Source organism: Prevotella sp. AM42-24 (assembly GCF_003461825.1).
GTDB classification, from domain to species: domain Bacteria; phylum Bacteroidota; class Bacteroidia; order Bacteroidales; family Bacteroidaceae; genus Prevotella; species Prevotella hominis.
In genome coordinates this window covers 1-13,504 of the sequence record NZ_QTXV01000073.1, presented here as the reverse complement: position 1 = coordinate 13,504, position 13,504 = coordinate 1, and the positions used below count along the sequence as shown (strand labels likewise).

The 13,504-nt window shown below is 36.3% G+C and carries 11 protein-coding genes; all 11 read left to right on the top strand.

Features of this window, described 5'->3' with window-relative positions; translation table 11 throughout:
* The first annotated feature begins 93 nt into the window (after window positions 1–93).
* The 11 genes from DW917_RS14560 (at window position 94) to DW917_RS14510 (ending at window position 13,458) form a co-directional block, all read left to right on the top strand.
* Window positions 94–507, top strand: coding sequence for a hypothetical protein (locus DW917_RS14560; protein ID WP_147344206.1), 414 nt, complete (start codon window positions 94–96; stop codon window positions 505–507).
* A gap of 133 nt (window positions 508–640) precedes the next feature.
* Complete coding sequence (locus DW917_RS14555) at window positions 641–967, top strand: hypothetical protein (protein WP_233524761.1); 327 nt, start codon at window positions 641–643, stop codon at window positions 965–967.
* A 398-nt stretch (window positions 968–1,365) separates the two neighbouring features.
* Window positions 1,366–2,724, top strand: coding sequence for a P-loop NTPase fold protein (locus DW917_RS14550; RefSeq protein WP_158570183.1), 1,359 nt, complete (start codon window positions 1,366–1,368; stop codon window positions 2,722–2,724).
* Between the two features lie 12 nt (window positions 2,725–2,736).
* The gene (locus DW917_RS14545; RefSeq protein WP_118119847.1) at window positions 2,737–5,247 is read left to right on the top strand and encodes a hypothetical protein; all 2,511 of its coding nucleotides are present in this window, start codon (window positions 2,737–2,739) and stop codon (window positions 5,245–5,247) included.
* A gap of 15 nt (window positions 5,248–5,262) precedes the next feature.
* A complete protein-coding gene (locus tag DW917_RS14540; RefSeq protein WP_118119846.1) occupies window positions 5,263–6,357 on the top strand; it encodes a glycosyltransferase family 4 protein in 1,095 nt (364 codons plus the stop codon).
* A 2-nt stretch (window positions 6,358–6,359) separates the two neighbouring features.
* Window positions 6,360–7,349: a nitroreductase family protein gene (locus DW917_RS14535; protein WP_118119845.1), complete on the top strand. Its 990-nt coding sequence runs from the start codon at window positions 6,360–6,362 to the stop codon at window positions 7,347–7,349.
* 3 nt (window positions 7,350–7,352) lie between these two features.
* Window positions 7,353–8,522 (top strand): polysaccharide pyruvyl transferase family protein, encoded by a 1,170-nt coding sequence (locus DW917_RS14530; RefSeq protein WP_118119844.1) that lies wholly within the window; start codon window positions 7,353–7,355, stop codon window positions 8,520–8,522.
* A 25-nt stretch (window positions 8,523–8,547) separates the two neighbouring features.
* The gene (locus DW917_RS14525; protein ID WP_233524760.1) at window positions 8,548–9,753 is read left to right on the top strand and encodes a glycosyltransferase; all 1,206 of its coding nucleotides are present in this window, start codon (window positions 8,548–8,550) and stop codon (window positions 9,751–9,753) included.
* A 176-nt stretch (window positions 9,754–9,929) separates the two neighbouring features.
* Entirely contained in the window at window positions 9,930–10,382 is a 453-nt protein-coding gene (locus tag DW917_RS14520; protein ID WP_118119842.1) for an AAA family ATPase, read from the top strand.
* Window positions 10,383–10,612: 230 nt separating this feature from the next.
* Entirely contained in the window at window positions 10,613–12,487 is a 1,875-nt protein-coding gene (locus DW917_RS14515; RefSeq protein ID WP_199545577.1) for an AAA family ATPase, read from the top strand.
* A complete protein-coding gene (locus DW917_RS14510) occupies window positions 12,484–13,458 on the top strand; it encodes an HNH endonuclease (protein WP_118119839.1) in 975 nt (324 codons plus the stop codon). The genes DW917_RS14515 and DW917_RS14510 overlap by 4 nt, the downstream gene beginning before the upstream one ends.
* Window positions 13,459–13,504 lie beyond the last annotated feature (46 nt).

The window sequence follows — 13,504 nt, the reverse complement described above, 5'->3', positions numbered from 1 at the left end:
CTCTGTGTCATCTTATGAGGGCGGTTGCGGATTTGAGGTTTTTTTACTTCCGTAGAAAATCATCCAACTTCTTTTGAAGTGGATGGAATGAAAATGGTTGACGAGAATGGTTATCCTAAGGATGTGACCAAGGGAATATCGGGAATGGGATTGCTAGCAGCTTTGTATGGGGCGGAGAAAGGAAATCCTTTTATCAAGGAGTGTCTTGATTATTTTGGATGCCGTCATTTCATTAACCCTGATGGCTCTTTGTATGAGGATGAAATCAATCCAGGTATTATGGCTAAGCTTCTAGTTAAGCATGGTTTTCGCTATGTTGATAAGAAACAGGCGCTAAATGGAAATATGATGATATATCCATCCAATGTTTTTGCGGGTGATTCACTGACAAGGGACAAGGATTCTTATGCAATGCATTTTATGGATAATTCTTGGAAGGAGAAGAACTTCAAGTGGTGGCTGAAAGACTATGTCAAAGCTATGATCCCTTGGTTATTTAGAAAATAAAGTTATTGTAACTAATGATAAAATATAAAAAATATGAGCATCTTTTCTAAAATGGGAGGTGATTCGACTAGTCGAATCACAGTTTTTTAAACTGAAGTTGAGAAGAGCTTCTGCTCATGAAAGAGCAGAGTTGATGAGAAATCAATTTTATTTTCTTGGCAAGAATGTAGAATTATACACTTTGTCTTTTGGTACAGAGCCTTATCTGATAAGCATTCATGATAATGTGATTTGTGCTCATGATGTGGATTTTGTTAACCATGATGTAAGTGTGTTTAATGCTGCCCAGTATTTAGGTCTAAGACGAGGTGATATAGATAAGGTTGGAAGTATCGAACTTTTTGAAAATTGCTTTGTAGGAGCGAGAACAATCTTGATGCCTAACAGCTCTGTTGGAAAAAAATCCATCGTGGCTGCAGGCAGTATCGTAACGAAACACATTCCTGATAATGAAGTTTAGGGCGGTGTTCCAGCTAAGTTTATCATGAAGGTGGAAGATTACTTTGCAAAGATTCAAATACAATCAGAAATGTATCCATGGATGCCATTAGACAAGAAAACCAGCATAACGAAGGATGAGCTAGTACGCTCTCGCCAAAAATTTTTCTTCAAAAAAAAATAGCAGACTATGATTTGTAAATTTATAGAACTACACGACTCTGATAATGAACCGATATTGATAAATCCGTCTTGGATTGCTTGTATCGAAAAGAATAGTGATGAAGGTTGTTCAGTCAGATTAGGTGTTTCTTCAGATGGCGGAATAGCTTATTCTAAGTATGTTATTGAAAGTTATGAAACAATCAAGAATCTGTTATGCTAAACTCTGACGATAATTATATTCCTGTTGATGATGCGATGCAGCGATTTGAGAATCATCTCCTTTCTCATGATAGGGTGGTACTTTCTGCCAAGTTTGGTGACGGTAAGACCTTTTTCTTGAATAAATTCAAGGAGAAATGTAAGATGGATGAAGAATCGCTATTCGTGTTTATAACGCTCTATCCTGTCAATTATCAAGTACTTGGGAATAAGGACATCTTTGAACTCATTAAGCATGATGTGCTTTTGCAGATACTTCAAGCTGGTATCATTGATGTTAAGTATGAGATAACAGATAGAATGGCTTTTGAGTTTTATGTTCAAAGCCATTTCTGTACAGTAGGAGAGTCTTTCTTTGCGATGCTGAAGTCGTGTGGTGCTGAAGATGTGGTGACAAAAGCCTTCTTGGCAGCATTCAAATCGGCTCATTGGCTCAAAAGTTTGAAAGATAAAGTTGGAGAGTTTAAGAAAAAAGAAGTAGACCAGACTGCGTTTTTGGATGATTATCTATCCACATTTGATGAAAACTCAGTTTACGAGAATGATATAATCACTAAGATTATTCGTGATAATATAAAAGATTATCAGAAGAAATATGGAAAGCGGGTAGTTTTAGTGATAGAAGATATGGATAGGCTTGATCCTGCACATCTCTTTCGTATCATGAATGTCTTCTCTGCTCACATGGATTATGGCTATCGCAGTATGCAGCCAATCGACAGTTCGCTCGTTGGCAACAAATTTGGGGTAAGTAATGTCGTATTTGTGATGCATGAGAAAAATACTGAGGCACTATTTCATCATTTTTATGGAGAATGTGCTGATTATGATGGTTATATGTCCAAATTCTATAACAAGGACATTTTCCGATTCTCTTTAGCTGAAGAAAAGGAAAATTATGCTTTAGCTCTTATTTCTGAAGAAACAGGATTAGGAGAGGAACGTATCAAGGAGTATTTTGATAAGGGGTTCTTGGCAGCTAAGACTATGCGTCAGATAATCTTTGCTATGGATAAGATAGAAGAACAATTTTACTCTATAAGGGTTAAGGAGGATATAAGACCAAATCCTCAAATTCTGAAACTTATTGTTATAGCCAAGAGATTAGGTGTTAGCAATGATAAAATAATTTCTGTAGTTGTCAAGCATTTCAAAGACCTGGATAGATTTTATGTTGATAGACTCCTTCCTTTGATTGTTCAAAATCCAAGAACTGGAGATTTTGAGCAAGTTTATGTGCAAAATCGACAACGCGGAGATTATGATATAGGCGTTGTTGATATTCGTGATGATGGAATGTGTAATCCTTCTATGCGGACAGCCTTCGCAGCGCCAGATGGTGATAGAGAAATAAAGCAGAGGACAACGAATATGTTGCATTTGTTAGGTTATTAATAATATTTTGTTATGAGTAGCGAAATGTTAGATATTGATATCAAAGAACGAATAGATTCCTGCATTGGTAAGGATATCCATGAGATAGAAACAAACTTAAATGCCTTATTGGATGCTCTTTGTCCCTATGTACTTCAAAACTATATCAATAGTCGTGAAGTAATGCAGAGGACTATAAGTCAGTTGGATAGGATAAATGATGTTGCTGTTCCATTTTTGATGTCTAAATTGCTAAGTAGAATCAATCAGATGGTTGATCGATTTGAAAAGCCAATAGATGATTATGATGACTATATAAAGGTTGAGTGGGGGGAAGATAATGTTAGATGTATTTTGCATAGGATGACGCCTTATCTGAAGGGAAAAAACAATATTGCTTCTCCCCAACTTGAAATGGCTAATAGTCTTTCGATTGAAGAGCGTCGGCAAATGGCCAGTTTTATCATTGATTCAATCCAGCATTATGGAGTACATTCACAGTGGGATAAGGATACCGTAGAGAATCATATTTTGTATTTAAGAATCCTTTATTCTTTCTGTAAGGTTGATAATCAAATGGACTGGTTTTTCCATTTTGCCGAGAATTTCGTTGACCGCCTTGCTACATCCCAGCTGTACCAACCGGCAAGGGATATTGCAGAAAGCTTGTTGATGATAGGATATCAAGAGAAAATGGAGGCTGAAGCTTATCTATGTGCAGCTCGTACTTATACCATCCTAAATCAGCCTTTAGCAGGATTGCTATACATGGAAATTGCTATGAGGAAAAAGTTGCAACAAAAGACTCCTATCTTATATAAGGAGTCTTTTGAAATCCTATGGATGGTTTTGAAATTGGCTCGAGGCATTCGATTCTGTTCTGTGAAATATTTGGCACCAATAACAAGAACGTTTGATTCTTTGAATCCTCTTCCATATGATATCTTGTCATTCTATCATACTTATTTCTCGGTTTTGTTTTTTGCTAAACAAGATAGGGTATTGGATGATATGGCAGATTTCTTGGATTCACATAGAGAAGTGTTCTTTAAAAACTTAGAACATAGTGCTATGCCTTGGATTACTCTAGTTGCTAATGTAAAAATGAATTGTCCAAGTGCTGATATTTCTCGTTTTAATCTATACATTGAGGCTGCTAAATCTGTTGTCGATTATAAGAGTAATGCTTTGTATTTAGATTTGTTTTGTCATGAAAATGAGGCTGAACACTTGAAAGAGCTAATGGTTAGATTAGATTCAACGCGAAACGTTGCCGACTATTCTCATGATAATACTCTTGCGATGTTATATGCAAAATCTTTGCTCGATAAAGCGTTTTTGTGTAAAAAAACTAGTTCTTATCTTTTAGGAATGCATGTAAGGGCTGACTTTACATTTGTCCGTCAGAGTATAAGACAGAATGGATTATATGGAAGAGCGGAAATTATAGATGTGAATGGTAAGGAATATCATCTTCCTATAGAAGATACCAAGGTGTTGGAAGATTTAATGCAGCAAGGTGAAGATAACGAAGTGCTTTGGATAGGTAAAGGTCAACGTAACTTATATTCCATGTTACTGCTTAAAGGTGAATTCTCTTTTGAGACTTTAGATTCATGGAGTTGCCTGAATATAGCTGCGTTGCAATCAGGCATAATAAGAAACTTAACTTACGAACGAGATGTTAAGAAGTCTGGTCAACCAATATATTCAAAAGATAATGTGGAGTTAGAGCAGGAATCTGAAGCTTTAAAGCAAAAACTTGCGGCTTGCAAAATACCTGTTAAAGAAGGCGCAGAACGCTTATTGATAGCTAAGGATATGGATGTGGCAGCTTATCCTCATCAATTATTGTTAGATGCAAATGGTGATAAATTTGTAGGTTGCCAGCTACCATCCTGCAATATAATATCTACAGAGGTCTTTATTAAGACTAATTTTGAAGAACCTCTTCACAAGGATTTCACTTGTGCCTATTGGTCTCCTTCCAATAGTCAAGAGTTTACCTTTGCGATGATAAAAGGACATATAGAGGAAACATTGAATAAGTATCACTTTGTTTGCAATGATCAAACAGACCCGCTCCTACCTATAAATTCAGATATCAATATTGCTTGTGCTCATGGAGGAGCAGACATCAGTAATACTTCATGGTTTTATGCAGATGACAAGCCGATAGTTGAGACGGATAAAATTATAGGTAAGGGAAAATTGTTGATTCTATTTGTTTGTCATTCTGGTACAATCTCTCGACCAGATTATGATAATGCGATGCATACGCTTATCAAGAGATATATTCGTATGGGGTATAGCTCTGTGATAGCCCCTATGTGGTCTCTGAATACAGAGATTCTTCCAACGTGGTTGGAAGTGTTTATGGAGTTTGTTCATCAGGGTGAGTTTGTGATTGATGCCGTATTTAAGGCAAATATGGCTGTTAAAGAGAAATATATTTCTCCAGTGGTTTATGCTTGTCTTCATCTGTTTGGCAATCCGTTTTTACAGATTGGGGACAGGCCTGTGTTAGGTGTGATTGAAAATTAATTTAAGATTAAATATATGAAATCGATAGTTTGGGTAACTTCAGGGTATCTGCTGCAAGTGGATCTTCCCATTTTAGACCAGTTAAACAAGGTCTATAAAATAAAGTGGATAGTTGTTGCTTCTGAAAAATCAGATCAGTGGCAGCATGCGAAAGAATATGCTCAGCATAATAATATTGATGTGGAGTTCTTCAGTTTGCATCATCATCGTTATCTTCCTACAACCTATTTTGAGTATGCTAAGTTAGTAGATCATTTGGCAAAAATGAATTATGACTTATATTACTTTGATATTATCGCATTCCCTTATCTGATATTTGCAATAAAGAAGTATTTGCCGTCAGAGAAGGTGATTATGGCTATGCATCATGGGAAAATCCATAATGGTATGCAGCTGAGACATCTATATAAGTATTATTTGAAATATTTGTGTAAGCAGAAATTCTGGTTTCAGTATTTTTCTGATACTCAGGCCCAATATTTTACGGGTAATCAATCCCATCGTTTTATGATACCTCTTGCTCTGAATGATTTTGGTCAGGCTTCATTACACCCTTCCAAAGAATATGTTCAATTCTTGTCTTTTGGACATATCATAGAGACCAAGAATATTGGTTTGCTTATTAAGGCAGCTTGTTTATTAAGAGAAAGATGTAATATACCTTTTAAGGTGAAGATTGTGGGACATTGCAGAGCTTGGAATACGCTGTACCAGCCTTTGATAAAGTATCCAGAAATTTTCGACCTGCAGATAGAATCAGTTCCTGATTCTGATATTCCTAATTTGTTCTGCAGTTCTCATTATTTAATTCTTCCATACAAATCTGTTACACAAAGCGGGCCTTTGCGAATAGCGTATGGATATAACACTCCTGTAATAACCTCTGACTTGGAAGGATTTAGGGAAAGTGTAGTGGAAAATGTTACCGGAATGATGTTCAAGACCGAAGATACGGAAAGTCTCGCGCAACTTATGCAGAAAGTTATAGAAAATCATCCAAAAATGTATCTGCAACTTAAAGAAAAGCAGAAGCAATTTGTAGATGATAATCTGAAGGTAAGTGCTGTGGTTACAAAATACATCAAAATGTTTAATTCTATTAATGCGTAGTAATGAAATTAAAAGAAAAATTGAGTGAGCAGCATCTCTTGCTCTTTTTGAAGATGATTCCATATATGTTGCATGAGTATTGGAATTTTGCCAAACATGTGGCAAGATGTGGAATGTCGAAGAATTCAAATAAGTTGTTAACGGATATTCTGATGACAACTCATGCAGTGGAGAAAGCGTTTTCGCTGGATAACAAGCGTAAAGGGTTTGGAGTTAAGAAAATTGTTTCTTTGACTAACAACATTCAGAAGTATATAAATAAATATGGGTACTCGGATAAATTGAATGTTTCTGTAGCACTTGTAAGAAGCTACCTGGAATTTCAGAAAAATGATGGATTTAAGGACAAAGTTTTAGATAAAGTATCTAGAATTTTGAATGATATCATTGACCAATCCCAAATTTCTAATGAAGTGTTTAAGGAGGCAGGATTTTTATCAAAGTCAAGGGTACAGATGATAGAGTTAACGAATGTTGATTTTGCCAAACTGGTCAATAATAGATATTCATTCCGTCATTTTTCTCAGGAAGAGGTGTCTGATGAAGTTATTAAAAAGGCATTGGATATAGCAAAGAAATCTCCATCTGCTTGTAATCGCCAATCCTATAGAGTTCATGTGTTCTCTGGTAATGATAAGGACGTTATTCTGAAATTGCAAGGAGGTGCTAATAGCTTTTATAAAGAAGCAAATAAAGCTATACTGATTACAGGTGATTTGAACCGTTATTATACAACGGAGATGCATTTGCCATATGTTGATGGGGCATTGTTTGCGATGTCGTTTATTTATGCACTAACATCTTTAGGTGTGGCATCTATACCGCTTACGATGGGAAGAAAACTGAATGTACTCAATGACATTCATCAACAGTTGAATATACCAGCTAATGAAGTTCCTGTCATTTTGATAGCCATAGGTAATTACCCGGATAAGGCTGAAGTATCTTTGTCCTATCGCAATGAAGTCGATTCGTTTACAACATTCCATTAATTTATGAAAATATTAATCATAACATATAGCAGGGAGGTAAACCCTGGTACTTTTCTTCAGGCCTACGGAGTACAATATGCGTTTCGCCAGCTTTATCCTAATGCCCAGATTGACTTAATAAAGCATAAGCGGATGTACTCTATTGCTGCGGAAAAGAAAAATGCTACCGCTACTAATGAGAGTAAACTGTCATTCTTCAAGGCTAAGGCACGAGCAATCCCTCGACGCTTGAAGTATGAGTTGGTATATCGTACCAAGTTTCATCTTACAGATCAAGAGTTTGATTTCTTTGAATATGATGATGCGGAATTTAAAGCTTTTGCAGAAGGGTATGACTTGATTATAGTAGGAAGTGATACCATTCTCATTAATTTAGAGAAGAATGGACATTATGGTTTGATGTGGCTTCGAGGCATAGAGACACAGAAAATACTTTTTGCAGCAAGTGCTGCTCCTGCCAATTTCGTATTGAACGAACAGCAGAAGAAAGATTTATATAAGTCATTCTCTACATTTAAGCTTTTGGGGGTTCGTGATAGAGTAACAGAGCATTTGCTTCGAGATGAGATAGGAATGGGTGATAAGGTTTATACTCAGTATGATCCTACCTATCTCATTCCGGAGTCTGAGTTTTCTCTACCATATTTCATAAAGAAGAAACTGGAAGGTGTTCGTAAACATCAGAAAATAGCTTTGGTTAATTTTAGTGTTACTGGTTGTCCTTTCAAGAAAGAGATGACGGAGTTCTTGCAACAACAAGGTTACTATACTGTTTCTACATTATATAATGAATGGGCTAATTGTAATCTGATGTCTTTGTCTCCATTTGGTTGGGCTGCTATGTTCGGATATGTGGATTTGACGGTAACTGAGCGCTTCCATGATTCTGTATTTACCTTACGTAATGGAAAGCCTGTTGTGGCAATTGACTGGAATAGTGGAAGATTTTCCAAGGATGGATTCTCCAAAACTCAGAATCTGTTATCGCTTTATGGTTTGGATTGTAATCATTTCATTGCTACAAATTTGGAAGAGGCAAAGAAAGTGATGAAATATCTAAAAGAGATTTCTGTGGATGATCAAAAAAAGCAGATAATAGAATATGGTGAAAAAATAAAAGTAGAATATAGGCATTTGTTGAATGTAATAAAGGACTCTTTAACTATAAAATAGTAGGTGTCTAAAAAGATAAATGAATATGATAATTAGAAAGGAACATCGTATGAACTTACTCTTTTTGATGAAAGTCTATGATGTTGGAGGCATAGAAGTGGTAGCAGCAACGCTTGCTGGGGCATTTGAACATCATGGGCATCATGTAGTTATTGCAACATTTAAAGCTCCAGATAAACTTACTGTAGCAAGAACAGACCCACGAGTAAAGATATATACTCTTGGTGACTATAAGTGCTCTTCAAAGAGTGTCTCTTCTTTGAGGAATATTCTTGTTCAGCATCAAATTCAGGTGGTTATCAACCAGTGGGGGCTGCCTTTGGTACCTTGTAAAACATTGAACAAGGCTAAGAAAGGATTAGATATTAAAACGATTGCAGTCTATCACAACCAAATTGACACAAATGCACGCATCAAGGATGTTGAGATAGCTTTAGATTGTTGTCATAATCCTCTGAGGCGTTGTTTGTTAGAAGTTAAAAAAGCTGCTTTCAAATTGGTTACTAGTCGAAGTATGGCGTATGTGTATCGCCATACCGACTTATATCAAGTTTTATCTTCAAGCTATGTCCCTTTGTTCTCCAAGTTTACTGGTATCAAGCATCCCGATCATCTGATGGTGCAGACTAATCCTGTTACTTTGGATTCCTCTGATTTTGTATATTCTTTCCCGAAAAAGCAAAAGGAGATTATTTATTTGGGGAGAATCGACTATAACCAAAAGCGTGTATATCGTGTGATAGATACATGGGCGAGGTTAGAGAAGAAGTTCCCAGATTGGAAGCTTACAATAGTTGGCGATGGAGTGGAACGAAAGAATGTGGAGAAGCAGGTGGCTGACTATGATTTGGAACATGTGTCATTTGAAGGCTTCCAGCAACCTAAGCCTTATTATGAGCGAGCTTCTATCTTGCTTCTTACTTCAGAATATGAGGGCTTCCCTTTGGTTCTTGCGGAGTGCATGAGTTTTGGGGTGATTCCTGTGGTATATGATAGCTATTCTGCTGTGAGAGATATTATAGATGATGGCAAAGATGGAGTTGTGATACCTTACGAAAAGAATGGGTATGATGCGGACAAGGCGGCGGATATGCTTGCACAGATCATGCAAAACGATTCTTTGCGTGATGTGATGGCTCATGCTGCCATTGAAAAAAGCAAGGCGTATTCTGTAGAAAGAATATATCAAGAATGGATGAGGACATTAACATCATTGGTGAAGAATGGATAATTGCTTGGTTGGGAGCTGCTAAGGTAATAAAAAAGTTCAAGGAAAACTAATTTCCTTTAAAGAGGATTGATAACTTTTGAAACTTTCAATTCCTTGAAAGATAGTGTAGTACTTATTTGAGGCTAACATAGTCTTTTGTTTTCACAAACTTATATGTTTATTCCTTGACTGAAATTATGGCAAATATTCGATATGATACTCTCCTCTTGTTTGATGAGCTCGAACAGCACTTGCATCCACATGCAATTACAGTACTGATGAAAGCCATCTGTGATGTCTTGGAAGAATTTGAATCATACGCTATCATTGCCACCCACTCTCCATTGATTGTTAGGGAAATGGTTTTCGACAATGTATATACTCTGGAAAGAATAGGTAATATTTTGAGTGTTGCAAAAATTGGTATAGAGTGTTTTGGTGAAGATGTATCGATATTAAGTGATGTGATATTCAAGAACATGTCTGATGAAAAGAAATATGAGCACTTTGTGGAATCAGTAGCCAGGAAGTGTCATTATGATTATGCTGCAATAGTTGATAGGCTAAAAGGTGCGCATAACAAGCTAGGCATGAATATGAGATTGCTTATACGATCGGTAATAGACAAACATAACTATGAGGAAGCTTAAACCTGTGGGTATTTTAATAATTGCTCCTATGGCTATGCTATCACAGTGAAAGAGGTTCATCGTTTTGCGAAGGATTATCAAATAGCTGAGATATTTGGTGAAAATTTCCAAGTACCGCAATCGTATAGGTATATTAATAATATAAAGACGATAAGAGTTCTTGCTAGTCTATAAGCAAAACTAATAATATTACAATGACATACAATTACCGAAAAATAAGACTACTTGGCTTGACCATAAAAGAAGGGTGTAATCCTAAGCTGACAAAAACGTTGGCTACAGGTTACTATCCTTTTTATACTGCAGAACTGAGTGATGCATTCTTCCTACGGAATGTTAGTGTCTCTGCTATCGTGGGCATGAATGGCGCAGGCAAATCATCACTGTTAGAGTTGATGTTTCGCATGATAAACAACTTTAGTGCCTGTTTGGTGGGGAATACAATCAGACGCAATGGAGCAGATGAAATCTATTTTATTCCTGGCATTAAGACAACTCTTGATTACGAAATAAGAGACATGAAGGGTACATTGATTTGTGATGATGGAATTGTGGCATTGGTTTATGGTGATAAGAAATTCTTTTTGTCTGATCCTGACTTGACGATGATACATGAATATCGGGATTTTGAAGTTTGCTACAAGCCCAAAACTGCAAAGAGAAGCGAGATAGCAAGTTGCTTTTTCTACACCATCGTCATGAATTATGCCTTACAAGCTTATAATTCTCTGGACTATCAAGACGAAAAGGCTGAGCATTATCAAACAGACCATCTAATTGGGGCAAGTTCGAATGGCAACTGGATGAATAGCATGTTCCATAAGAATGATGGATATGCTTCGCCTATTGTTTTAAATCCATACAGAGATCAAGGTGTTATTGATATGAAGACGGAGACAGCTTTGACCAAAGACAGGCTTGCAGGTATTCTTGTTGAGGCAAAGAGAAAAAATCGAGAATTCATAGATGGCTATCAACTTCTGCGCATTGTTTATGGGTTCAATCCGTATAGAGTGATGGAAAAATTGCCAGAGCGGTTTCACGAAAAAGATGTGACACTGGTAGAGAATGCGTTTAGGATGCTCTATGGAGAGGCCAATTCTTTTGTTAGAATAGTTTTGGATACTTATGGATATTCATTTGCCAATTCTAATTGTATGTCGGCTTATGGTTGTATTTATCTTATTTATAAGACTTTGACCATACCTTCCAAATATCCGAGTTACGCAGAATATGCCTCAGTAGTTGATATTGAAAAGATTGATGGTTTTTTGAAAGATGAAAATGAAAAGAAAAACTTGGTCCATCTTATCACAGAAATAAAGAAAGACAAATCTCACATCACAACGAAAATTAGGCAAACCATTCATTTCTTGGATGCCTTTGACCAAGACATTTGGGCAGAGGACAAATTTTCTTATGAGTTTTATGAAGATTGGTTAAGGATGGATAAGAAGAACACTTCTCTTGAAGCGACAATGGAGCTGATGCCACCTCCAATCTTTAACTCGGAGATTATCATGAAAAGAGATAAGGACGAAGCGGAAATTCCTTTTTATAAACTCAGTTCCGGTGAAAGGCAATTCTTGTTCTTGATGAGTTCTGTCATCTATCATGTGATGAACATAAAATCAGTGCCAACTTCTCGTATCGCCTATCGATATGTGAATATAATTCTTGATGAAGTGGAGCTTTGTTTCCATCCTGAATATCAAAGAACATTTTTGTATAAACTCTTGCAGTCTATCCAAAGATTGCATTTGAATACATATTGTGGCTTTAATATCATTATTACGACCCATTCTCCTTTTTTGCTTTCTGATATACCTCAGAGCAATGTGCTTTACTTGGAAGATGGTCATGTTGTGGATAAGAGCTATATGCAAAATCCTTTTGCTGCAAATGTAAATGATATTTTGCGACAGAGTTTCTTCTTGAAGAATGGTTTTATGGGTGAGTTTGCCAAGCAGAAAATCCTAAAGGCTATAGATGACTATAACAAGAAAAAACTTGATTCGGATGAGGCAAATGAACTGGTTAATCTAATAGGAGAACCCCTATTGAAGGATAGACTATCGGAAGTTATAAAGGAGGAGATGCAATGAGAAGGATATTTATAGATGATAGAGTTAGAGGTATAGCTAAGTCTTTCAAGATTTTTCTTGAAAAAGGTTTAAGTAGTAAATATAAGTCTCCTAAAAAACACTTGGGGGAGTTGGCTAATAATCCTCTACTAAGCCTTAAGCAGCAGCAATATGTTAAGCTTATCATCAAAGAATGGGACAATTTGATAGTGATGGAGCCACCCTTCGATAACACTATTAAAAAGTTTGAAACCTTATTTCCTGCTGATAAGATTTCAACTGAGCAGTTTGGAATTGACCCTAATTCCCCCAAGTTCCTTTATAAGGAAATAGTAGGGGCAATGCGATATGATTACGTGCAGGAAAAGGTCTATCCAAAAATTATCAATCAGCTCGGTATCAAGACTTGTGTCTACTGCAATGCTCAATATGCTTTCTCGTATGATAATGGCAAGGATAGTTTTCAAAATTATGAGATAGACCATTGGATGCCTAAGAGCAAATATCCTTATTTATGCACTTCATTTTTCAATCTTCAGCCGAGTTGCCCCAAGTGTAATAAATCGAAATCAAGCAAGGATGATATCCTTCCTTTTTGTTTATATACACATAATGGAAATAAATTGAATCCATTCGATTTTTCAATACTTCATGTATCATATGCGCAATATTTAGCTACACATGACAGAGATATGCTAAGGATTATATTTTCATCGAAAGAACAAGGATTGAAAGATAACATGGATGCTCTGTTTCATATATCAACTCAATATCAAGCGCATAAGGAAATGGTGGAAGAGTTGATATGGAAAAAACAAATCTACAATAGTACGTTCCTGGATATTTATAAAGACAGCTTTAAACAATTAGGATTTAAGCAGACTGACTTTAATCGTTTTATCTTATCGAATTATGATAAGGACGAAGACATTCTAAAGCGTCCTTTTGCAAAGATGGTGCAGGATATAGCCAAACAATTAGGAATCATTTAAACATATACCTCAAATCCGCAACCGCCCTCATAAGATGACACAGAGG

What these genes read in the sequence shown, in the direction of transcription:
- DW917_RS14545 (WP_118119847.1), top strand. Translation starts at nt 2,737, where the DNA reads ATGAGTAGCGAAATGTTAGATATTGATATCAAAGAACGAATAGATTCC.
- DW917_RS14535 (WP_118119845.1), top strand. Translation starts at nt 6,360, where the DNA reads ATGAAATTAAAAGAAAAATTGAGTGAGCAGCATCTCTTGCTCTTTTTG.
- DW917_RS14510 (WP_118119839.1), top strand. Translation starts at nt 12,484, where the DNA reads ATGAGAAGGATATTTATAGATGATAGAGTTAGAGGTATAGCTAAGTCT.
- DW917_RS14530 (WP_118119844.1), top strand. Translation starts at nt 7,353, where the DNA reads ATGAAAATATTAATCATAACATATAGCAGGGAGGTAAACCCTGGTACT.
- DW917_RS14555 (WP_233524761.1), top strand. Translation starts at nt 641, where the DNA reads ATGAGAAATCAATTTTATTTTCTTGGCAAGAATGTAGAATTATACACT.
- DW917_RS14520 (WP_118119842.1), top strand. Translation starts at nt 9,930, where the DNA reads ATGGCAAATATTCGATATGATACTCTCCTCTTGTTTGATGAGCTCGAA.
- DW917_RS14525 (WP_233524760.1), top strand. Translation starts at nt 8,548, where the DNA reads ATGATAATTAGAAAGGAACATCGTATGAACTTACTCTTTTTGATGAAA.
- DW917_RS14560 (WP_147344206.1), top strand. Translation starts at nt 94, where the DNA reads ATGGTTGACGAGAATGGTTATCCTAAGGATGTGACCAAGGGAATATCG.
- DW917_RS14540 (WP_118119846.1), top strand. Translation starts at nt 5,263, where the DNA reads ATGAAATCGATAGTTTGGGTAACTTCAGGGTATCTGCTGCAAGTGGAT.
- DW917_RS14550 (WP_158570183.1), top strand. Translation starts at nt 1,366, where the DNA reads ATGCAGCGATTTGAGAATCATCTCCTTTCTCATGATAGGGTGGTACTT.